At 31.5% G+C, this 22,463-nt stretch carries 21 protein-coding genes; 3 read left to right on the forward strand and 18 right to left on the reverse strand.

Going from position 1 to position 22,463, the window contains the following annotated elements; all coding sequences use genetic code 11:
• Position 1: 1 nt before the first annotated feature.
• The 10 genes from M1D64_RS07085 to M1D64_RS07130 form a co-directional block, all read right to left on the reverse strand.
• Positions 2-631: a phosphoribosylanthranilate isomerase gene (locus M1D64_RS07085; protein WP_002483344.1), complete on the reverse strand. Its 630-nt coding sequence runs from the start codon at positions 629-631 to the stop codon at positions 2-4.
• Positions 628-1,410 carry an indole-3-glycerol phosphate synthase TrpC gene (gene trpC, locus M1D64_RS07090; protein WP_037538453.1) on the reverse strand — a complete coding sequence of 261 codons (783 nt, stop codon included), beginning with the start codon at positions 1,408-1,410 and terminating at the stop codon, positions 628-630. The genes M1D64_RS07085 and trpC overlap by 4 nt, the downstream gene beginning before the upstream one ends.
• Positions 1,394-2,410 carry an anthranilate phosphoribosyltransferase gene (gene trpD, locus M1D64_RS07095; RefSeq protein WP_041080524.1) on the reverse strand — a complete coding sequence of 339 codons (1,017 nt, stop codon included), beginning with the start codon at positions 2,408-2,410 and terminating at the stop codon, positions 1,394-1,396. Before trpD ends, trpC begins: the two co-directional genes overlap by 17 nt.
• Positions 2,379-2,975 (reverse strand): anthranilate synthase component II, encoded by a 597-nt coding sequence (locus M1D64_RS07100; RefSeq protein ID WP_002483347.1) that lies wholly within the window; start codon positions 2,973-2,975, stop codon positions 2,379-2,381. Before M1D64_RS07100 ends, trpD begins: the two co-directional genes overlap by 32 nt.
• Positions 2,972-4,378, reverse strand: a complete 1,407-nt coding sequence (locus tag M1D64_RS07105; protein WP_069821974.1) for an anthranilate synthase component I — start codon at positions 4,376-4,378, stop codon at positions 2,972-2,974. The genes M1D64_RS07100 and M1D64_RS07105 overlap by 4 nt, the downstream gene beginning before the upstream one ends.
• A gap of 592 nt (positions 4,379-4,970) precedes the next feature.
• Positions 4,971-5,183 (reverse strand): hypothetical protein, encoded by a 213-nt coding sequence (locus M1D64_RS07110; RefSeq protein WP_069821973.1) that lies wholly within the window; start codon positions 5,181-5,183, stop codon positions 4,971-4,973.
• A 297-nt stretch (positions 5,184-5,480) separates the two neighbouring features.
• Complete coding sequence (locus M1D64_RS07115; RefSeq protein WP_069821972.1) at positions 5,481-6,377, reverse strand: ABC transporter substrate-binding protein; 897 nt, start codon at positions 6,375-6,377, stop codon at positions 5,481-5,483.
• Positions 6,378-6,638: 261 nt separating this feature from the next.
• Complete coding sequence (locus M1D64_RS07120; protein WP_075339762.1) at positions 6,639-6,821, reverse strand: hypothetical protein; 183 nt, start codon at positions 6,819-6,821, stop codon at positions 6,639-6,641.
• A 47-nt stretch (positions 6,822-6,868) separates the two neighbouring features.
• Positions 6,869-7,906 carry a M42 family metallopeptidase gene (locus M1D64_RS07125; protein ID WP_069821971.1) on the reverse strand — a complete coding sequence of 346 codons (1,038 nt, stop codon included), beginning with the start codon at positions 7,904-7,906 and terminating at the stop codon, positions 6,869-6,871.
• A gap of 767 nt (positions 7,907-8,673) precedes the next feature.
• Positions 8,674-9,606 carry a D-2-hydroxyacid dehydrogenase gene (locus M1D64_RS07130; RefSeq protein WP_069821969.1) on the reverse strand — a complete coding sequence of 311 codons (933 nt, stop codon included), beginning with the start codon at positions 9,604-9,606 and terminating at the stop codon, positions 8,674-8,676.
• Between the two features lie 175 nt (positions 9,607-9,781).
• On the opposite strand from M1D64_RS07130, the gene M1D64_RS07135 reads away from it, so the two are divergent.
• Positions 9,782-10,873 (forward strand): prephenate dehydrogenase, encoded by a 1,092-nt coding sequence (locus tag M1D64_RS07135; RefSeq protein ID WP_002483353.1) that lies wholly within the window; start codon positions 9,782-9,784, stop codon positions 10,871-10,873.
• 148 nt (positions 10,874-11,021) lie between these two features.
• Here M1D64_RS07135 and M1D64_RS07140 read toward each other — a convergent pair whose 3' ends face one another.
• The gene (locus M1D64_RS07140) at positions 11,022-12,284 is read right to left on the reverse strand and encodes a Y-family DNA polymerase (protein ID WP_002483354.1); all 1,263 of its coding nucleotides are present in this window, start codon (positions 12,282-12,284) and stop codon (positions 11,022-11,024) included.
• Between the two features lie 149 nt (positions 12,285-12,433).
• Here M1D64_RS07140 and M1D64_RS07145 point away from each other — a divergent pair, with 149 nt between their 5' ends.
• The gene (locus tag M1D64_RS07145) at positions 12,434-12,619 is read left to right on the forward strand and encodes a 2-hydroxymuconate tautomerase (RefSeq protein WP_002483355.1); all 186 of its coding nucleotides are present in this window, start codon (positions 12,434-12,436) and stop codon (positions 12,617-12,619) included.
• 136 nt (positions 12,620-12,755) lie between these two features.
• Here the strand turns inward: M1D64_RS07145 and M1D64_RS07150 are convergent, their stop codons facing one another.
• Entirely contained in the window at positions 12,756-13,739 is a 984-nt protein-coding gene (locus tag M1D64_RS07150; protein ID WP_037538458.1) for an LCP family protein, read from the reverse strand.
• A 139-nt stretch (positions 13,740-13,878) separates the two neighbouring features.
• Here M1D64_RS07150 and msrA point away from each other — a divergent pair, with 139 nt between their 5' ends.
• Positions 13,879-14,394 carry a peptide-methionine (S)-S-oxide reductase MsrA gene (gene msrA / locus M1D64_RS07155; protein WP_069821967.1) on the forward strand — a complete coding sequence of 172 codons (516 nt, stop codon included), beginning with the start codon at positions 13,879-13,881 and terminating at the stop codon, positions 14,392-14,394.
• A 55-nt stretch (positions 14,395-14,449) separates the two neighbouring features.
• On the opposite strand, the gene M1D64_RS07160 is transcribed toward msrA, so the two are convergent.
• The 6 genes from M1D64_RS07160 to mprF form a co-directional block, all read right to left on the reverse strand.
• Entirely contained in the window at positions 14,450-15,364 is a 915-nt protein-coding gene (locus M1D64_RS07160; protein ID WP_069821966.1) for a D-ribose ABC transporter substrate-binding protein, read from the reverse strand.
• Between the two features lie 15 nt (positions 15,365-15,379).
• Positions 15,380-16,321, reverse strand: a complete 942-nt coding sequence (locus M1D64_RS07165; RefSeq protein ID WP_069821965.1) for an ABC transporter permease — start codon at positions 16,319-16,321, stop codon at positions 15,380-15,382.
• Positions 16,308-17,798 carry a sugar ABC transporter ATP-binding protein gene (locus M1D64_RS07170; RefSeq protein ID WP_069821964.1) on the reverse strand — a complete coding sequence of 497 codons (1,491 nt, stop codon included), beginning with the start codon at positions 17,796-17,798 and terminating at the stop codon, positions 16,308-16,310. Before M1D64_RS07170 ends, M1D64_RS07165 begins: the two co-directional genes overlap by 14 nt.
• A 15-nt stretch (positions 17,799-17,813) precedes the next feature.
• Positions 17,814-18,203, reverse strand: coding sequence for a D-ribose pyranase (gene rbsD, locus M1D64_RS07175; protein ID WP_002483361.1), 390 nt, complete (start codon positions 18,201-18,203; stop codon positions 17,814-17,816).
• A gap of 41 nt (positions 18,204-18,244) precedes the next feature.
• Positions 18,245-19,210, reverse strand: coding sequence for a LacI family DNA-binding transcriptional regulator (locus M1D64_RS07180; RefSeq protein ID WP_129303522.1), 966 nt, complete (start codon positions 19,208-19,210; stop codon positions 18,245-18,247).
• Between the two features lie 510 nt (positions 19,211-19,720).
• A complete protein-coding gene (mprF, locus tag M1D64_RS07185) occupies positions 19,721-22,246 on the reverse strand; it encodes a bifunctional lysylphosphatidylglycerol flippase/synthetase MprF (RefSeq protein WP_075339761.1) in 2,526 nt (841 codons plus the stop codon).
• Between the last annotated feature and the right edge of the window lie 217 nt (positions 22,247-22,463).

The raw sequence follows: 22,463 nt of genomic DNA on the forward strand, positions 1-22,463 counted from the left end.
TTTATTGAGCTCCTTTTAAAAGTTTTATAATTTCTAACATTTTATTTAAGTCTTTTTTATGATTCGTTTCTATGCCACTTGCAATATCATAACCAGTATGATGAAGTGATAAGTTTTCTATCTTTTGTATATTTTCATAATTAATGCCACCTGCAATTAAATAATCAACATCATGTATGGTATCTAAAATTTTCCAATCATACGTTTTGCCAGTACCACCATAGGATTGTGATGGTGTATCAATAATAAATTGGTCAACTGAATGCTTGTAATCATCTATTGATGTTAATAATGTTTGTTGATTTACTGCAGGTAATGCTTTAATAATTTTTAAGTTACTATTTTGTTGTCTAATATATTGCACCGTACTTATAGGTTCGTTTCCATGAAGTTGTATTGTTGTAATACCTGTATGATTAATTATGCTATCTATTGTAGCGCGTTCAGGATTTACTAGAATAATCACTTTTTCCTTATCATTTGGTATAATATCTGTAAATTGTTTAATCGTTTGAATATCAACAAATCGCTTACTCTCAGTAAAATGTATAAAGCCCATAGCGTCGATATTCAATGCTTTTGCCTTTTCAACATCTTCTAACGTACGAAATCCACAAAATTTTATTTTCACTTTGTCACCTTAGTTAATTTCAATCCTGGTAAAAATTGACTTAAATCTTCACATTTCATTAACGATTCACCTATTAACAGACCATCAATACCTGACTCAACCACATTCGCTACATCCTGTGCATCCCGAATCCCACTTTCCGAAATATAATGGTAGCCCTCTTTTTTGTTTTCTAATATTTCATTTGTATGCAACACATCTGTGACAAATCGTTTCAAATCTCTATTGTTTACACCAATAAGTTGCGGGCTTAATTTGTAAGCGCGTTCCAATTCTTCTTTATCATGTACTTCTACTAGTACTTCTAAATTTAGTGATGTCGCATATTGATATAAATCTTTCATTTGTTGATCTGTTAATACATTAACGATTAACAATATGATTGATGCTCCGGCTTTTTTTGCTACATCAATTTGAATTTTATCGACAACAAAGTCCTTACATAGTACCGGTAAAGTCGTTTGTAATGTTAAATCTTGCAATCTTTCATAGCTACCTCCAAAGTAATGCTCATCTGTGAGAATTGAGACTGCATTTGCACCGTTAGCTTCGTAATCCTTAACTTGTTGTGCTAAATCTCTATTTGGTAATTGATCTAATGTTGGACTTTTAGATTTAATCTCTGCGATTACTGCTAATTGGTTAGACTCATCTAATTGCGACTTAAACGAAGATTTATGCGTAATGTCTACCTCATTTAATGTCTTTAATTTCTCTTCATAGTAACCTTCTTTTATTAAATTTCTTTTATAATCCACGATTTCATCCAATATAGTCATATGTCATTCCTCCCATTTTGTTGTATTGTGCAATAGCATTGCCATTATCAATTAAGCGTTGTGCTTCAATTACACCTTGTTTAATAGAACTGACCTTCTCAGCAACATATAAAGCGATACCCGCATTAAACACCACTACATCACGTTTTGCGCTTCGATCAACACCCGTCAAAATATTTTTGGTAATCTCTAAATTTTCAAGTGGTGTACCACCAATGAGCGCTTCATTTGGTGCATACGCTAAACCAACGTCCTTTGGATTTACAGTATAATTTTTAGTAGCTTCGTTTTCATTTACTTCGTATATCATATTATCACCAGAAAGCGTTGCTTCATCCATGCCATTGGCTCCATAGACAACGATTGCTTTTTTACGGCCTAAATCTTTAAGTGTTTGAGCAATCTTTTCTAATTTTGATGTTTCATATACACCCATCACTTGATAATCTAATTTAAATGGATTAATAATCGGACCAGTTATATTAAAAATTGTTGGGTTAGTCATCATTTTTCTAATAGGTTGAATGCTTTTCATAATCGGGTACGTATCTGTTGCACTCAAGAAAGCTAAACCAACTTGATTCAATTGACTTGGTGTTGCTTCAACAGAACTTGTATTTATACCCATTGCCTCTAGCAAATCTGTACTACCTGATGATGAGGTAACACTCTTATTGCCATGTTTAATCACAGGGATATTTGCGCTAGCAATTACAAATGAAACTGTCGTTGAAATATTAAAGCTATTTGATTTATCTCCCCCTGTACCACAAACACACATACCATTCGGATAATAAGGCTGCTGTCGATACATAGAATGAATCAAACTTTTTGAAATATATGTTAATTCTTCTTGAGTAATCTCTTTTTCTGAGAACGATGATAATAAATTTGCTTTTACTTCGTTTGATATATCATCAGCAATAAGTAGTTCTATAAATTCATTCATTTGTTGCTGATTTAATGGTTTATACTGTTTTAATTGTGCTTGTAGTTCCATTACTTTTGTCCTCCTTTACTATATTCAAAAAATTATTGATGATTTGTACACCATCCGCTGTTGCAAAAGATTCAGGATGATATTGAATTCCGAAGTGTAACAATTGACTATGTTCAAATGATTGAATACAATCTTTTGTTTCTGCTGTTATAATAAATGCTTCAGGTATTGTTTTTGAATTACTAATCAGTGAATGATACCTCATTATTTCAGAATATTCTGGAATATTTCTATACAACTTTGTATCTTTTATGATTCTCATTTGATCCGTTTTACCATGCATGATGAATTCACTTTGAATAACATCTCCACCGTGATAGCATGTTAATGCTTGAGCACCTAAACATACACCTAAGATTGGTTTATTTTCATAATGCTTTATAATTTTCATTAAATCTTCTTTATCTAATGGGTGCCCTGGCCCAGGTGATATGACTACACCATCTACATCTAAATGATAAATCTCCGGATCATCAGGATATTTCACTATCACTTCATTATTTTTGGCTATCATATCTACTAGGTTATAGGTAAATGAATCATAGTTATCAACGATTAATATCATGGTGACACCTCCAATAAACTCTTAGCTTTTAACTTTGTTTCTTCTAGTTCTTTTTCAGGTATTGAGTCATAGACAACGCCACATCCAGCTTCAACATTTACATGTGTTTCATCAATCATCATTGTACGTATTGCCAAGGCGAAATCTAAATCATGATTACAATTGATGTAGCCTATACCGCCACTATAGACACCTCGTTTTTGTGGTTGTGCTTCATAGATACGTTGAATGGCTCTTAGTTTTGGAGCACCCGACACTGTACCAGTAGGTAGTAAGCTCGCAATCACAGACATTGGAGAATAGTCTTGCTTAAGTTGTCCTGTTACTTCACTTACAATATGCATAACATGTTCATAACGCTCAATTGCCATTAACTTTTGTATCTTAGAAGTACCTCTTTCACTTACTCTGTGAATATCATTTCTTCCTAAATCAACTAACATGCGATGTTCACTTAATTCTTTGTGATCGTTTTTCAATTGTGTTTCGTTTGCATTGTCTTCTTCCAGAGTGCTTCCTCTTTTTATTGTTCCAGCAATAGGATTGGTCACTACTGTTTGACCTTGAACTTTTACAAAACTCTCAGGTGAACTGCCGACGACAATGCGTTCATCCATGTTCAAGTAGTACATATACGGACTTGGGTTTTGACGTTTTAAATTTTGATACAACTGATAAGATAATTGATGTAACTGTTGTCCAAAATTGTGTTCATAGCTGTATATGATAGATGGCACAACTTGGAACATATCACCTTGTTGTATAAGATGCTTCATTTTTTCTACTGTTGCTATAAATTGTTCCGTTGCCATATTAGATTTTATGTTTTTTTCTGTTACTTTTTGTTCATTTCGTAAAGGATAGATATTAATTCGTTGTAATTCTTCTACACGACGTTGCACACGTGCTTTCAATTGTTCATCACTTTGATTAGAAAATAAATTCGTTGCGATGACGTATAAATGTTCTTTGTAATGATCAAAAACATAAACATCTTCTACCATATATAATTTTGCGTCGTGTTGTGGGTGATCTGTTAATTCAATTTCTTTTAAAACAGGAAATGCATGTCTTACCAAATCAAAACTACACGAACCAACGAAACCTGAAATAAAAGGTAAATCTTCTAATATTGCATCCTCTATATTAGTTTTATATCGATCTATAAAAGCTTGCATTTTTTCATAAGGTTGATTCTGTTCTATCGTTTTGTTAGTAGCTGTTTGAATAGTCATTTCATCATTATCCAAAGTAATTGCTCCATAAGTGTCAAAAATCACTATAGAATAACGTCCTTTTAATTGTGATTGATCTGAGCTTTCTAAAATCATTTTATTTTTTCTTAATCTTGCTAATGCTTCTGGGGTAACTTCAGCATTTAACTTTTGATATTGTACTTTCATTTAACTTTCCTCCTTATAAAAAAACAGCGCCCTTAAACTATGTTAAGGACGCTGACGCGCGGTACCACCTAAAATTAGTAGATAAACAATTAATTTAAAATCATCTACTCGCTCTTTGTTTTATTCGTTTTAATCCAACAAAACCCAATTTCAGTATATGTGGGTGTTAGTTTGCATCAACCACTAACTTTCTGTAACTACCCTGCCATAACTTACTTCATTTTGTTTTCTAATTCAGTTCAAATTTAATATAAAAAAACACCACATTAACGCATACATACTGTAAGGACGCGTTACCGTGGTGCCACCTTAGTTAACAAATTCATTGTTCACTTTCATTGCTATTAATTTAGTACATTTAAAAGCCCAATTCACAATATATGCAGTGCTAATTTTCATCAACCATTAGCTTTCTTTTTGCTACATGACATATTTGCTACGTTATCTTTCAAATGGCAACTTTCGTTGCAAAAAGTAATTACCTAGAATCCTACTAGGATAAAATCAATTTGTCAATCATTAATTTCATTTTTATACTTTCCGTGCTATTGAAAAATACATCGATTATATTACAAAGCCATATTTGGTAAGCCTATTCTAGCTTGTCTTTATTATTTTGATATTTTTCATAATTATCTTTTGGAGCGACTTTTTTGATTAAATTTGCACCCATGGCAAATAAGAATAAAAAGATAATTGGATGATATTGAAATTTATGGTCAGCAAATGTTACATACATCGCATATAGTAAAACTAATATCCAAAATATCGTTAACAATAACGTTCTTAAACTCGGTTTTTTCATGATTTTATACTCCCATATTACATTTGATTGCTTTTTTTATAGTTAGTCGTTAATTCTATTTTAATGGTATATACATCGAGATGCCAACAGTTACCCTTAAATTGTTATAAACGGCTCATTATTATTAAAAAAGCTAATAAAGCAGCGTTTTCTTCAGTTTAAAAACCACCCTACGCGTTATTTAAATCATTTTGGCCATTGAAATTATCTTTCTTTAATAAGTAATATATAGACATCTTTGATTAGTACAATTTTATATACCATAATCAAAGATGTCACTTCAATATCATCATATGTTTATTTTTGCTCTAGCAATCTATCCTTGAAATAATTTGAAAGTTTCTTAAGCGATGAAGGATCAGAATAGGTAGCCTCATTTTTAGGATAATAATATATATGATTATTTTTATAAGCTGGCTGATTTTTCCAAAGCGATGATTCTGTAAATTCATTGTTGATAGGGTTACCTTTTTCAGTCGGAATTAATATAAAATCAGCAGTATATTTGCTATATTGCTCATGTGGTATTGTTTTAAAGCCATCTTTATCAAGCATTCCCTTTACACCTTTTGGAAATGGTAATTGATATTCTTGATATATTATTGGCGTGCCTCTACCAAAATTTTCACCAAAAATTGAAAGTTGCTTAGGTTTGATTTCCATTACGGTAAAAGTTTTATTTGAGCCTATTTTATCTTTAATTACCTTTCCATCAGATTGAAGTTGTTTCTCCATATCTTTAATTTGTTTTTTAGCTTCATTTTCTTTATTTAGTATTTTCCCTATTGCAAGATGCATTTCTTTATATGAATAATCATTGTATTTTATTGGTATTGTAGGTGCGATTTTTTGATATTTTTTTATTTTAGTATTTACATCATAAGTCAAAATTAGGTCTGGCTTCAATTTTGCAACACCTTCAACATCTTCTGAACCTACACGTTTAGCACCTTTTTCATTGATATATTTTGATTTTGGAAAATCATTATTAACACCCACAGGTGTAACGCCTAAATCTTTAAAATTACCGAAATTTGAAGTTAAAACTACTATCCTTTTTGGGTGCTTTGGTATTTTAATACTCTTTCCTGATTGCGTTTTAAACGTTTTTGTTTCTTTATTCGAGTCTTTATTTTGACCACAAGCAGACAAAATAATTAATAAACTTAAAAATAAAACAATTAATCTTTTCATCCTATCATCCCTTTTAGTATATTCTTTCAATATCATTTTATTATGCAGTAATTGATATTGATTATCAATAAGATGTCTGAGTTTTCATTTAAATTTATTTATTGTTTAAGTTGTTCATTAACTTTGTTGAATTCACTTACTAGACTGTTATGATTTTTCAAACCAAAAAAAGAGCCATAAATGGCTCTTTTTTTAATATATCTATGTTTTTATGGCATCAAAGATTCTAATTCCATTAACATAGCTGGTACTTCATTTAAATTATAACCTATTTCTATAATTATATATACAAGAAGCAATACCTAAACCAACAAGTAAAATAGTCATCAAATAAATAGAATAATTGTCTGTTTGGATATACATCTTAAAAAATATGAAATGTAGCGCTGCTACTATGAAATACACAGGTATGAATTTTCTTGACCAAAGTAGTGACTGTTCCACTCAAATTCTCCTTTTCAACTAATAATTTAAACAATTAGTATAAACATTTAGCTCTGTATAGCTGCTAGACAATAAGCCTGTAACAATGCTTGCGTTGCCTTTATAGAATCGATATGTGTCCGTTCTAATGCATGAGAGGATTCAATGCCTGCACCAAATAAACCGTGCTTGATATCAGCACCCGCTTTTAATGCTGCAGAAGCATCAGAACTATAATATGGATAAATATCTACCTTGTACGGTATTTGATTTATCTTACATAATTCAACCAATTGCTCTCGTAACCCTTTATGATATGGACCAGATGCGTCTTTTGCACAAATAGAAACTGTGTATTCATCCGATGCTTGTCCATCTCCTAATGCTCCCATATCAAATGCTATAAATTCACTTATTTTTGGAGATATAGACGCATTAGCACCATAACCAATTTCTTCATTATTTGATATATAGAATTGAATCGTATGTGGTAAAGTTAAATTTTTATTTTTTATAGTCTTTAAAAATTCAATAATCATGGCTACGCTTGCTTTATCATCTAAATGGCGTGATTTAATAAAACCTGATGATGTAATCTGTGTTCTTGGATCAAAACTTATAAAATCGCCTACCTCTATACCTAAACTTTGAGTTTCTTCTTTGGTTGAGACTTTTTCATCTATTCTTACTTCCATATGTTCAATATCTCTCGAGATATCGTCATTATTGCGATATACATGTACACTTGTTTCATGTAAACAAATGGTTCCTGTATAGATTTGTCCTGACGAAGTTTCAATTTCACAATATTCCCCTTCTATTGCGTTATAACTAAACCCACCGATTAAATCTAGTGATAAACGACCATCCTCCTTAATTTCTTTGACCATAGCGCCAAGCGTATCCACATGTGCTGTAACACATTTTTGCGCTTCATCATTTTCACCTTTTGCTGTGATTAATAGCGCTCCTTTGTTAGTCACTTCTGTTGGGTAGCCTAATTGTTCTGCTTCACCTTTTACGTATTGAATGGCTTTTTCTGCGTACCCCGACGGACTATTTATTGCCGTCAATGCTTGAATTGTATTAAAAATTGATTCTGACATCTAATCCCCCTCCAAATATATTATATATATAGTCTAACGTTTAAATTTTAAAAATAATACCATTAATACTATATCCCTTTTAAAATACATAGTTGAATTTAAAAATTTATGTTACATTGCATACAACAACATTTTTAAATATTATTTTGAAATTCTAAATAATATGTATTAAATAATCATTATGCTTTAGGGGTGTATATAACTTTATGAAAAATGACAAACTTTTAAAATTGGAAGTTAGATTAAGATATACGATATCTATAATCTTTTTTATTTTATATGTATTAAATATCTTTCTGACTTCAAGCTCAACAAAATATAACGTTTTCACTAGTATGATTGCAATAAGTTTTTTATTAATTTTAGGTTTATTAAGCCTTCTCAAATTCTTCGGCTCAGCATCAAATAAACTTAAACGAAAAATAATGACTCATGTTTATATTTATGTTTATACAAATATCCTATTGATGATTATAATACTATATTTTGATTTGCCTCATTTACTTGGAAATATTGGCACTATTTTTTTAGTTGTTTTAGTTAATTTTATTTTTATATCTGTATTAGAAAAAAGGTTAAATATAAATTCTAAATCTAAAAATATACAATAACATTTTAAAACCATATGCTAAATTGATGTTGCCAAACATACTTAAATTTTAATTATAAAGCTACTATCCTTTACATAGAGATGATGATAGTAGCTTTATTTTACTTTTAGAAACAGCTTTATGATTGCTTTTGTTATATGTACAGCTTGTTCGTTGTTAATAGCCTCTTTTTAAATCCACTTGATTTTCAAGTATTTCACCATGCTCTATATTTTTCAAAGTATGATAAAAACATGTGACAGCTTCATTCAAATCGGTTAATGCAGAAATATGAGGTGTGATAGTGATATCATTTCTTTGCCATAATTCAGAGTTTTTGTGTAATGGTTCTGACTCAAAAACATCTAATACCGCATGTCTGACGTTACCTTTGTTTAAAGCTGATTTTAAACTTTCTTGATCCACCACTTGTCCCCTACCAACATTGATAAAATAAGCTTGATCAAATGCTTCAAACATAGTTTGATTGAATAATTTTTCTGTTTTTGTTGTTAGTGGCAAAGTACTGATAATATAATCTGCTTGCTGAACTAATGTCTTAGCTTTATGGATAGGAAGCATTTTTTTAAAATAGGCTTTTGCTTTCCCACTATTAGAAATACCGTAGACAGTCATACCTAATAATGAAAATATCTTAGCAATGGTTTGTCCAGTTTCTCCAGTACCAAAAATAGTTATAGTTTGATCTCGCAATGCTTGTGGTGATTGTTTGAGCCAAATGTTTTCATCTTGCTGTTCTTCAAATAACTTATGATGTTGTAAATCAGCTAATATATAGCTCAAACAATATTCGCTCATTTTTTCTCCAAAATCACTAATTGTTCTTGTGAGTAAAGTTTGCGATGTTTGCCAGTCGTCTATAGCTAAATAGTTATTGATGCCTGCATTAAACGTATGCACCCATTTCACCTGTGATGGTTTAAATTGCTCACATGGCTCAAATCCCACATAAGCATCTGCCCAATCTAAATCTTCATTTGTAATTGATTCAACTGACTTAAAACTTAATTGGTAATTCTTTAAATCCTTTAAATATTTTTGGAAAATTGATTTATAGTCACCGGCTATTAAAATATGATTTATTTCCAATGCCTTCTCTCCTAATCCATGCTATGTTTATTTTAGTAAGCATAATATGTTTACTTTAGCATACCTTCTATAAAGTTATTCACTTTTACTTCTACTTTTAATTCATATTGCGAAATTGTATACGCTACTATACAATGTTACTATTCTGAAAATTTTGATAGAGGTGGTTTGTTAAATGAAACAAATTCTTTTCGTTGGCTTAGGCCTTATTGGCGGAAGCTTAGCGAGTAACTTAAGATATTATCATGATGATATCGAAATAACCGCCTTTGATGCGGATACTTCACAATTAGATAAAGCATTGTCTATTGGTATCATAGATTATCAATCAACTGACTATAAAACTAGTGTTGAAAATGCTGACATTATTATTTATGCAACACCGGTACAGCAGACTGTTAAATACTTACAAGATTTACCAAACTATCAACTAAAAAAACATGTAATTATTACAGATACTGGAAGTACAAAGTCAACGATTCAACAATATGAGCAGTTTCTTTTAAATCATGATATTCATTTGGTTGGTGGCCATCCTATGGCAGGAAGCCATAAATCTGGAGTATTAAATGCAAAAAAACATTTATTTGAAAATGCTTTTTATATTTTAGTTCATAATGAAACTGATAATGATGCTGCTTTTGAGGAAATACAGCACTTATTACAAACAACGAGTGCTAAATTTATTTCTACAACAGCGGAAGAACATGATTTTGTCACTGGTATTGTGAGTCACGTCCCTCATATCATTGCTTCAAGTCTCGTTCATTTGAATGCGCAACATGTCGAAGATTCTTCACTTGTTAAGACGCTTGCAGCTGGTGGTTTTAGAGATATTACTAGAATCGCAAGTAGTAATCCTATTATGTGGCGTGATATTACTATTGAAAATAAAAATACAATATTGCGCATTTTAAAAGAATGGAAAAATCAAATGTCTGATGTCATTAATATAATCGAACACAATAATCCTGATGAACTTTATGATTTTTTCAACGATGCTAAAGTTTATCGTGATCAGTTACCCCTTAAACAACAAGGTGCACTATCTGTGGAGTATGATCTATATGTAGACATTCCGGATAAACCGGGTATGATAAGCAAAGTTACAAACATCCTAAGTTTACATAATATTTCTATAAGCAACTTGAGAATATTAGAAGTTCGTGAAGATATTTATGGTGCACTTCGAGTTAGTTTTAAAAACCCACAAGATCGCAAAGATGGTGCAGATGCGCTTAGTGATTTTGATACTTATTTTGATTAATATATGAAATTTTATGAGTGGGACAGCGAAATCATTTTTGGTAAATTTGATTTTCGTTGTCCTACTTGTTTAATGGATGAAGCAGTATTTTTTAGATTTACCTGAGCTACCTTCCATGTATAAGCCCAGTAGAATGCTATTTGGGACTTTACATTTTATGGCCAGCCATAAGCCCTAATCTCCCGTGTTTTGTTCCTGCTTCAGTGTAAGAAGCAGCTTTAGATACAATACCTCGTCCAAATTTGCGATGCAATGCATCAATCGTTTTAGCTAATTTTTCATTTCTCTTTCTTTCATATTCATCTATAAACAAATTCAATTGTCTATCTGTCTCTTCTATAAACTGTGTTAATGAAATACTTACTGTACGAATCAATGCGGTACGATCACATAATTTATCAGCAAAATATTCGACAACTTTAAAAATACTGTCTTCTAAATTCGTCGGTTCTTCTAATGTATACTGTTTATTTATGCCACCCTCATCACTATAACCAAATGAAAAATGAATTGTTCTTGCCAATTGATTTCGCCCTCTAACACGACTCGCCACATCTTCAATTAATTCTCGCATCACTACTTTAGATTCTTCATAACGATAATCACGCATCAGTATCTGACTCTTACAAATAGATGGATTCATTACTCTATATTTATCTCTCACTCTACTTTGATCGATACCATTCGCATGTAAATGTAAATCCACACCTATAACACCTAAATCTCTTTTTAAGTATTGGTGAGGATAATGTGCTAAATCGCCTATCGTAAAAATACCTCTTTTATTCAATTTCGCTTCAATTTTTCTACTAATTCCCCAAAATTCTCTTAATGGTTGGATTGGCCAAAGTTTTTTTGGAACATCTTGATAACGCCATTCTGCAATTAGACTTTTAGTATGCTTTGCTTCTACATCCATGGCAATCTTACTCAATAACATATTAGATCCTATACCTATAGAACAATTGATGCCTGTTTCTTCTTTGATTTCAAATTGCAATTTTTGACAAAAAGATTGAACCGTACTACTAAACCTATGATAACTATTGGTCACATCCATAAAAAACTCATCTACACTATACTGATGTAAATCTTCAGGAGCAATATAGCGCAATGCAATTTTTGATATTGCTACAGAAACTTCTAAATACTTTCTCATACTTGGATTAATAATATATATGTCATTTCTATGTGGTATTTCAAATAATCTAGATCCCGTTTTTACACCTAATGCTTTCAAAGGTCCCGTTGCTGCTAACACAACTGAACCTTGTCTTTTAGTATCAGCAACAACAGCTAATTTTTCTTTCATTGGGTCTAATCCTTTTTGTATGCAAGAAACGCTAGCAAAAAAACTTTTTTGATCTATACACAATACATCTCTCTCTTCCACCAGATTATAATCATACATATCTCATGCCTCCCTCAATTAATTTTATTATATACGAACAAATGTTCTATTTCAATAGCGATAAGAACAAATGTTTCGATTTGATATGTTTATAATTTTCCGAATTTTCATGCTATAATATCTTTAAATTATTAAAGGAGGAATTACATATGCCAATCGTAAATGTAAAGTTATTAGAAGGACGTTCAGATGAACAACTTAAAAATTTGGTAACTGAGGTTACAAATGCTGTAGAAAAAACAACAGGTGCTAATAAAGAGGCGATAAAAGTTGTCATAGAAGAAATGAAAGCATCTCACTATGGCGTAGCTGGTGTGAGAAAATCTGATCAATAAAAACAGAATTAATGATCAAAAATGTAATCAAGTTCATCACCTAACCCACCTGATTACAAATGAAAAATTTTCTATATAAAAAAAGCGTACGCTATCCATAGGGTAACGTACGCTTTTTATTTATGTCGAAACTATCTTAATCTTCTTCAAGGAATTTTTTAACTTCAGCTTTATTTTTGGCTTTATCAATTTCTAAAGCACTACCGTCCATTGGTGTTTGAATATCCTGATAAGTACCTTTAATAGGTAATGTAACAGAGTCGACTTTCTTATCACCACGGATACCAAAGTTTAAACCTGATTGTATTAATGCAGAATCTGGCATATTCGTATTTAAATAACCTCTTAAAATACCAGCAACTTTTGGTAACTTCGGTAATGTATCCAAACTTGCGAGTTCTTGCTTAAGAGACTGCATTACTTGCTGTTGTCTACGTACACGACCAAAATCGCCTTCTGGATCATGTCTAAATCTAGCATAACCTAATAATTCTTTACCATTCAGACGATGATGTCCTTTTTTCAATGACACGCCAATATTTTTTGACATATCTTTCTCAACATCAATTGGCACACCATTAGGTTCTAGTTCATCTATCATTTTTTCAAATCCAGTAAAATCTAAGATCGCATAATATTCAGGATCAATGCCAAGATTTTTCTTCAATGTTTGTCTTAACAATTCTGGTCCACCGATAGAATATGCAGAATTTATTTTATGCTGTCCGTTTCCAGGAATATCAGCATAAATGTCACGCATCACAGACATCATTTTCATCTTTTTGTGAATATAATCGTATTGCGCTATCATAATAGAATCCGTTCTAGAAATTCCGCCTTGTTCTTTATCAGCACCTAGTACCATAACCGTAATTTTACCATCATTCTTTACGGCACCATTAAATTTATGCTGTTTCAACGTTTTACCATGATCTTTAGCATATTTTATGCCGGAATTATAACCATGTACGGAATAGCCTATGATAATTGCTAAAATAATAATACCAATCAAAATAATAAATGGTAGTTTCCTAAACCGCTTCTTTTTCCCCCTACGCATTGGCGGAGGATTAGTATTGCCTTGTGTGTTCTTACTACTTCTTAGTTTGTCTTCATTCATTAGTATCAACCTTATATCTTCAAAATTGCACTTCTATGTACTATAATTAACATATATTAAAGTTATATAAAAAGAGTATAAAAATCAAGTAATATCTTAATATATGGTACTAAGGTCTAATACGGAAAGGATGTTAAGCATGAATATAAACAAAGCCTACTTCGCAGGAGGTTGCTTTTGGTGTATGGTTAAACCCTTCGACACATTTGAAGGTATTGAAAGCGTAACCTCTGGCTATATGGGAGGATATGTGAATAATCCTTCATATGAGCAAGTTAAGACAGGCAACACTGGACATTTGGAAACTGTTGAAATCGAATATGATGTAGCACTGTTTTCATACAATAAATTATTAGAAATTTTCTTTTCAGTAATAGACCCATCAGATGAAGGCGGACAATTTCAAGATAGAGGTGCACAGTACAAAACTGCTATCTTCTATACCAATGAAGACCAAAAAAATGTTGCCGAAGAATATATTGAACAACTCAAAGAAACAATCGATAAAGATAAAGCTATTGCAACACAAGTATTACCTGCTGCTACATTTTATGAAGCAGAGCCAGAACATCAAGATTTTTATAAAAAAAATCCAGAACGTTACGCCAAAGAACAACAAGACCGTCAAAATTATAAGCAACAGACAGATAAATAAACAAAAAGCCGGAAACAGTACGATGATCACTGTATCCGGCTTTTTCTCATAAATCCTATTTTTGTTTTTTCATTTCTAAAGGTATCTTATTTTTTTCTTGAACTTTTTTACCATTAAATAAATCCATAACTGTTTTAATACTTTCTTCTCCCATTAAATTGGGTTGTTGTGCGACTGTTGCAAATAGTTTGTTGTTTTCAACAGATTTTATTGCATCTTCATTACCATCAAATCCAACAACTTTAATATCTTTATTACCAACCGCTTCAACAGCCCCTAAAGCCATTTCGTCATTTTGTGCAAATATTGCTTTAATATCAGGATGCGCTTGAATCATATTTTGCGTTACATTTAGACCTTCTGTTCTATTAAATTTGGCACTTTGTTTTGATACGACATCTAACTCATCATCAGCAACGTTGTGGAATCCCTTACCACGCTCACGAGTTGCACTAGCACCTGGTATGCCTTCAAGCTCTACTACTTTTGTACCTTTACCAAATTTATCAACAATGAGCTTGCCGCCCATTTCTCCACCTTTAACATTATCTGAAGCAATAAACGAAGCAACTTTTCCTTTAGCAACCTCTCTATCTAATGTGATAACAGGAATATTTTGATCATTCGCAATTTGAACACTACCTGAAATAGCATCTGAGTCAGTTGGATTCACGATAAGATAATCTACATTTTGCTGTATTAAATCATCAATATCATTAGATTGCTTTGCTGCATCGTCTTGAGCATCTGCAAATTGAACCTTAATACCTTGTTTCTTCGCCTCAGCTGATATACCATCTTTAATTTTCACAAAAAATGGATTATTCAATGTAGAAATACTTACACCAACCACAATATCTGATTTTTTCTTGTCTGATTTACCACTATCTTGCTTTTCTAGAGGAGACTCTAAAGAACAACCAGCTAACAACAGTATCATTGCCATCATACTTAAAAATAATTTTTTCATGATAAACCTCCTACTTTATTTATTCTTTCTATCAATGAGTACTGCAATAATAATGACAACTCCTTTAACTACTTGTTGGTAAAATGAAGAAACCCCTAATAAATTTAGTCCATTATTCAACACACCTATAATTAATACACCTATTAATGTGCCAAGTATACGTCCCTTACCACCTGTTAAAGATGTACCACCCAATACAACAGCAGCGATTGCATCCAATTCATATGACATACCTGCAGTTGGCTGCGCTGAGTTTAAACGAGATGTGAGAATCGCACCAGCCATTGCAGACATTAAACCAGCTAGACTATAAATCATGATTTTTAATTTATTCACTTTAATACCAGAGATAAAAGCTGCCTTTTCATTACCACCCATAGCATAAGTTTGTCTACCAAATATTGTTTTATGTAAAATGATATACAAAATAATGAAAGTAATAAACATTGTCACTGCTGGAACTGGAATACCTAAAAAATAACCTCGTCCAAATAATTGAAAGGCATAGCTGCCATTTAAATTAGTAATTGGATTGCCATCTGTAATAACCAGTGTCAAACCTCTAAAGACAGTCATTGTAGCCAAAGTCGCTATAAATGGTGCCATCTTACCAAGCGTAATTAAAAGCCCGTTAATAGCACCTAAAATCGCACCAAAAATACAGCCTACTAATAGCGCAATCATAGAATCTACACCTGAGACCATTAAAATAGCTATAAGCGCACTGGATAACGCTAGTGTAGAACCAACAGATAAGTCTATGCCGCCCGTTAAAATTACAAATGTCATACCAAATGCAATTAATCCATTTATAGAAACTTGTCTCAATAAGTTAAACAGATTAGATGGTTCTAAAAATGCACTATTTAATACACTAATGATAATGACTAATAATATTAAACCAATAAATGGAATAATTTTTTCTAAATATGAAAATGATAAGCTAGATTGTTTCATTGATATTCCCTCCTGTAGCTAATGTCATAATACGTTCCTCAGTTAGATCTTTTTTATTTAAAACACCTGCAATATTACCTTCATGTACAACGGCAACTCTATCACTCATTCCTATCACTTCTGGTAATTCTGATGAAATCATAATGATAGACATACCACGTTCTGTCAGTTCATTCATTAATTGATAAATTTCACGTTTTGCGCCAACGTCAATTCCCCTAGTTGGTTCGTCTAAAATCAAAACGTGTGGTGCAGTAGCAATCCATTTAGCCAAAACAACCTTTTGTTGATTTCCTCCAGATAAATCCATACAAATATCATCTTTTCCACCTTTGATATTCAAACGCTGAATCATCTGTTCTGTATAATTGTTCATCGCTGTTGGTGTTAAAAAAACACCCTTTGAAAAACTTTTCAATGCAGGTAATGAAATATTTTCTATAATAGAATCTTGTAAAACTAAACCTTCTTCTTTTCTATTTTCAGTAATAAACGCTAACCCGTGCTTTATGGCCGTCTTAGGATTATTCATGTGAATGGTTTTACCATTAAGTGTTACTTGCATTTGTCCTTTGTCTAGGCCAAATAACACGCGCATGATTTCAGATCTACCAGCACCCATAAGTCCACTGAATCCTAAAATCTCACCCTTGTGTAACTCAAAATGTACATCATTTAAGTCATATACCGTAGAACTTAACTGATTAACTGACAGCACTAATTCATCTTGCTTATAATTTCTTTCTGGATACTGGTTATACAAATCTCTACCAATCATGGCTTTTACAATTTTTGCATTAGAGGTCTCTTGCGTGTTCGAAGTTAATATAGACCGGCCGTCTCTCATCACTGTAATACGGTCTGCAATATTAAAAATTTCTTCCATTCTATGTGAAATATAAATAAATGAAACACCTTTAGATTTTAATTTATTAATTTGTGTGAATAACACTTCAATCTCACTAGTCGTTAAAGCTGCCGTTGGTTCGTCCATAATAATGACTTTAGAATCTTGCATTAATGCTTTACTAATTTCTAACATTTGTCGCATACCTACTGATAACGTCCCAGCCATTTGATTCAAATCAAGCTGTATATTTAAATTGTTAAATATTTCCAACGCTTGCTTTCTCATCACTTTATGATCAATTATCCCTAAAAACTTCGTTGGTTCTTTACCTAAAAATAGGTTTTCTAAAACCGTTAAATTAGGCCAAATATTTAATTCTTGTTGAATAAATGACACACCATGTTGCTCAGCGTCTTTTGTATTTTTAAATTGAAGTGGTTTACCATCTTCTAAAATTTGTCCACCATTTGCTTCATAAACGCCGGTTAAAATTTTCATTAACGTACTTTTGCCGGCACCATTCTCCCCCATCAATGCATGAACTTCGGCATCCGCAATATCAAAATCCACACCTCTAAGAACATCATTCTGACCAAAAGATTTATAAATATTCTTCATTTCAATCATCCATTGATCCCTCCTTTAAAATAAAACGTCACTAGCTAATATGACATTCGCATAAGGTTTCGCTTCACCCGTACGAATGATAGCTTTTACATGCTTACTATGTTGCTTTAATAATTCATGGGATTCAGTAGTCAATTTAATTTCTTCTTCTTTTAAAACGTTATAAAGTGATTCATTTTCAGTTTTCATTTCACTTGCTAAAGTCATTTTTTCGATGGCCATATGCGATTTCACAATATGAAATACATCTAAGAATGATGGTTTACCAAAATCCAATGCTAAATCTATTTTTTTAACACCGTTTGGAATTGGAAGACCACAATCAGCAATCATAATTTCATCTGTATGACCTAAATCACTAAGTAATTTTGAAATATCGCTATTTAATATCCCTGTTTTATACATAAAATTTACCTCCTTATATGTAACCCGTTACATAATGTCATTTAATTACGTGTACTTCCTCTATGTTTAACTGCAAGTGCCAATTGCTTATGGTTGTTTGTTAAATTATCCGTATTCAAACCTAATAGTTGGGAAACGGCAATTTCACCTAAATGATATGCTGATTGATCTATAGTAGTAATTTGTGGATAGGTCATTTCTGAAAATGGAATATTATCATATCCAATAATTTGTATTTCTGCTGGAACTTTAAAATGATATCTTTGTAAAATGCCTAAAACGTTTATCGCTAATAAATCATTACTACAAATAATACTGTCGATGCTAAGTTCCTTAATTAAGTCAATAAATTTTTTATCATTATCTAATAACGTTGCTTCTAACATTTTATAATCGATACGCTGTTGATCTAATATGTACTTAATACCTTGGACGCGTTGATGAAATGCATCGATTAATAAATTTTCATGTACGATTAAAACGTTTTTACCCTTACCTTTTCGTACTACCTCTGCCTGAAGTTGACCACCTTTAAAGTGATTCGTTGAAATCCCATTATGCTCATTATTAATACGATCTATAAAAACAAATGGAATGTGATGATCAGTCAGTGTGTTCTCGATAATATTTTCATTAAATGCTGTAGATATCATGCCTGTACAATTGTGTGATACGAATGTTGCTAAGTAGTCTTGTGCTTTTTTTATATCATTTTCACTATTACCAATAAGTACTTGGTAACCATGTGCTAAAGCAACATCTTCAACGCCACGAGCGATAAGTGTAAAAAAAGGATTACTCATATCCGGCAGTAATAAACCTATTAGTTTAGACTTTCTTTTATATAATGTGCGTGCTGCTTCATTTGGTTGGTAGTTTAATTCGGCAATTGCTTCTTCTATATGAAGTCGTGTTTTTGCCTTAACATAACCATTGTTATTAATTGCCCTTGAGACAGTTGCTACAGAACATCCTGCTAAAGTCGCTACATCTTTAATCGTTGCCATGTTTCACCTCTTTTATGTAACCGTTTTCATGTTAACATAAGATTTTACTATTTAATAGTCTATTTTCATAAACTTGTTATTTAATTATTTTTTCACACTATAATTATAATGCTTAAAATTGTTATTATTGATATAACATAAATAATTAGGATAGCTATTTAGCTACAATAAAAATCATTTCGAATAGATAACATTAGATTCATAGTGTAATAATACCTTTAATATTTAAAAAGAATATATAGAGATAATATGTTAAAAAGAAAAGAAATAATATGGTAATACCTTGTTGAAAGCGTTTTCTATTGGTGGTATATTATGGTTATACCTTAAGTAACAAGGTAATGTTAAATTCATAGTTAGAGTCAAAATGATATTTAGAAATTTTATAGTTAGTTTATTAATGTAATTAATAACTTCTCCAGTAATTAATTACACCAAAACCATTAAGCACTATCAACTCCTAAAAACACCCCACATGCTGAGCACATGTGGGGTGTTTTGTCATTCATATTATTTATGTTTTCTAATGACACGCATTACTTTTATCATACTAAGCCATAAGGAATGACGTTTTCTATAAACAAGAAACCTTGGTTCCCAATTTGGATTAAATTTCTCTTTATATTTTCTCAAACCTTGAAATCTATATAAACCATTAAAATGTTCGAAAACACGACCTGCAATACGTTCTCCATAGAATGAATAAGGTAATTGACCTACATTCGATAACGTAGCCATTCCCATATTAAAATGTTGATAATTTTGTTTTTGTGACCATAACAACATATTTAAATATAAACCATCCATTAATGGCAATGTGCAATCTGGTTTCCAACGTATGAGATCAACAGAAATCGTTCCTTTATAATAAGTTGGCATCAACGTACAAAATGCAATAATAAGTCCATCACTGTCTTTTATAATTGCAATGGGTGCTTTTGATAAGTACGATTCATTGAAACTACCTACTGAAAAATGCATTTCTTTTTTATCGGCGAGCCATTCATCACTAATTGTTTTCAAATCCGTAATTAAAGCTTGTGTAAATGGAGGTTCTATAACTTCAAAAGTATATTTTAAATCATCTAACTTATTTAAAGTTGCCCGTAAACCACGTTTTTTCTTACCAGAAATCGTAAATTCATTCAAATCGATAACCGCTTCTTCACCTAATTTAAAGAATTGATTACCGAAACTGTGATAAAGAGACATATTTCTATCCGTTACTTGATAAAAAATAATATCATAGCCAAGATACTCTGCTTCTTGATAGAAAGACTCTAGTAAACTATAGAAAGATTGGGGATTACCTATAGGATCTCCAAGTACAATGTATGCATTGCGTTGATAACGATACATTATAAAGGCATCTTCATTTTCATTAATAAAAAATTTTTTATCGCCACTATACATGAGATGACTTAAATAATTACCACCGTATTGTTTTACAATAGACGCACATATTTTAGTATCTTCTCGTGTATTAGATATTCTATAACGATATTCAAACCACCAAACAATCAGACCAACAATAACCGCTACCAATAAGATAGTAAACCAGAAATAATATCTCAAAATAGAGGTGTCTATCTCAATATGATAAATGTCTAATGTATAAAACGTACTCGCAATAACAATATGATTAATATAAAGTACGAGCGCACCCATTATAAAACTTAAGCATAATTTTAAATATCTAAATGGACGTTTTATAACTCGTGCTCTTCTGTAAAAAATGAACAATAAAATTAACATTACAACAAGCCAACTAAGTAATATAAATGAAGCATACGTATAGGCTGTTACAATAAAAATTAATATAATAGAAATAATCGAAAATAAGATGGCACGTTTAGATAAGCGATATACACCTACCACATTTAAAAGTAATAATAAGCATGCACATGTGTGAACCGATACGATAATGTAATAGATATAGTGATTCGGATCATATAGGCCATCGTAGATAATAGTTAGATTATTCAAGAAAAATAATAGACTCGTAAACATTAATAAAATAGCAATTGAAAACGAGGGTGCACGTGCAATAATATCCTTTTGGTAAGATGATAATAATGATGTCATATCTCTCACCGGAACAAGTATTCTTGCATCTTCCCAGTAGTGTTTAGCTGTACCACGAAATTCAAATGTAGATAAAATTAAAGCAACGAGCACAGGAAATAGATAATACGCAAAACGATAAAGTAATAACCCTAAAACTATAGATTCTTCATCTATATTCAAATGCTTAAGCCCAAGTAATACTACTAAATCAAATGTACCAAATCCACCAGGTATAAAACTGATAAGTCCTGATAAAGCTGCAATGATAAATATGCCCATAAATATTGAGATTGGTACATGAACGCCTACCATTGTTAAAGCCATATATAAAACGAGTGCCGCAACAAGCCATTCAACACTTGATACAATCGTACAATAAACACCTAATAACTTTTGATTTTCTTGTAATGGTCGTAAAATCGTAAAAATTACAAACACCGGTAAGAACAAGGCTACAACATACATTAGCCATTTAATCCATGGGTATGGTGTAAATAGATGTGATACATCAAATACATGGATGACTACTAAAATGGATAATAAACTTAACCCTGTTAACATAGAAATCAATACAATAGAAATCGTGTGCAGTAACGCTCTTTTATCATCGGTGGCATTTTTGTAAAATAAAAAACGCACGCTTGCGCCAATAAAACCACCAAAACCTACGACAGCATTAAGCGCATTGACAATATACCCAACACGTATCGTTTTTAATAAAGAAATCTTTAAATTTAATGATTTCGCTAATATGACATCATACATCGAAAGTACAACAATGGATGCCCCGCCAATTACAAATAAGGCGACTAACCATACACGATTAATTTTTCCAAACGACTGAATCGTTTCTTTAATATTAATATGCGACAATTCCTTATATAAAGTAAACACTACGATACTAAATAAGGCCACCGCAAACACAACTTTTAAAATAGAAAATAATCTACTTCTCATTTCTTTAGACATGTTTTCACTTCACTTTTTAATAATCTAAGCTCAATAAAAAATATAGCACAATAATAATATATAAGAAATAAAATTTTAATAATAACTTCTAACATAATTGTTAGGCCCGTAAAAATGAAAAATCGTTTCTTTAAACAAGTGACACTTTACATTTTTAATTCCGTTAACTATTTCCTAAACGAAAAAGAGTCCGAGACACCTATTTTTGTCCCAGACT

Source organism: Staphylococcus sp. Z5-21, from assembly GCF_056529615.1.

What these genes read in the sequence shown, in the direction of transcription:
- M1D64_RS07100 (WP_002483347.1), bottom strand. Translation starts at nt 2,975, where the DNA reads ATGATATTAATCGTTGATAACTATGATTCATTTACCTATAACCTAGTA.
- M1D64_RS07140 (WP_002483354.1), bottom strand. Translation starts at nt 12,284, where the DNA reads ATGTATGATTATAATCTGGTGGAAGAGAGAGATGTATTGTGTATAGAT.
- M1D64_RS07115 (WP_069821972.1), bottom strand. Translation starts at nt 6,377, where the DNA reads ATGAAAAGATTAATTGTTTTATTTTTAAGTTTATTAATTATTTTGTCT.
- M1D64_RS07125 (WP_069821971.1), bottom strand. Translation starts at nt 7,906, where the DNA reads ATGTCAGAATCAATTTTTAATACAATTCAAGCATTGACGGCAATAAAT.
- M1D64_RS07105 (WP_069821974.1), bottom strand. Translation starts at nt 4,378, where the DNA reads ATGAAAGTACAATATCAAAAGTTAAATGCTGAAGTTACCCCAGAAGCA.
- trpD (WP_041080524.1), bottom strand. Translation starts at nt 2,410, where the DNA reads ATGGAACTACAAGCACAATTAAAACAGTATAAACCATTAAATCAGCAA.
- mprF (WP_075339761.1), bottom strand. Translation starts at nt 22,246, where the DNA reads ATGTCTAAAGAAATGAGAAGTAGATTATTTTCTATTTTAAAAGTTGTG.
- M1D64_RS07150 (WP_037538458.1), bottom strand. Translation starts at nt 13,739, where the DNA reads ATGAATGAAGACAAACTAAGAAGTAGTAAGAACACACAAGGCAATACT.
- M1D64_RS07110 (WP_069821973.1), bottom strand. Translation starts at nt 5,183, where the DNA reads ATGAAAAAACCGAGTTTAAGAACGTTATTGTTAACGATATTTTGGATA.
- M1D64_RS07160 (WP_069821966.1), bottom strand. Translation starts at nt 15,364, where the DNA reads ATGAAAAAATTATTTTTAAGTATGATGGCAATGATACTGTTGTTAGCT.
- trpC (WP_037538453.1), bottom strand. Translation starts at nt 1,410, where the DNA reads ATGACTATATTGGATGAAATCGTGGATTATAAAAGAAATTTAATAAAA.
- msrA (WP_069821967.1), top strand. Translation starts at nt 13,879, where the DNA reads ATGAATATAAACAAAGCCTACTTCGCAGGAGGTTGCTTTTGGTGTATG.
- rbsD (WP_002483361.1), bottom strand. Translation starts at nt 18,203, where the DNA reads ATGTATAAAACAGGGATATTAAATAGCGATATTTCAAAATTACTTAGT.
- M1D64_RS07165 (WP_069821965.1), bottom strand. Translation starts at nt 16,321, where the DNA reads ATGAAACAATCTAGCTTATCATTTTCATATTTAGAAAAAATTATTCCA.
- M1D64_RS07135 (WP_002483353.1), top strand. Translation starts at nt 9,782, where the DNA reads ATGAAACAAATTCTTTTCGTTGGCTTAGGCCTTATTGGCGGAAGCTTA.
- M1D64_RS07180 (WP_129303522.1), bottom strand. Translation starts at nt 19,210, where the DNA reads ATGGCAACGATTAAAGATGTAGCGACTTTAGCAGGATGTTCTGTAGCA.
- M1D64_RS07170 (WP_069821964.1), bottom strand. Translation starts at nt 17,798, where the DNA reads ATGATTGAAATGAAGAATATTTATAAATCTTTTGGTCAGAATGATGTT.
- M1D64_RS07145 (WP_002483355.1), top strand. Translation starts at nt 12,434, where the DNA reads ATGCCAATCGTAAATGTAAAGTTATTAGAAGGACGTTCAGATGAACAA.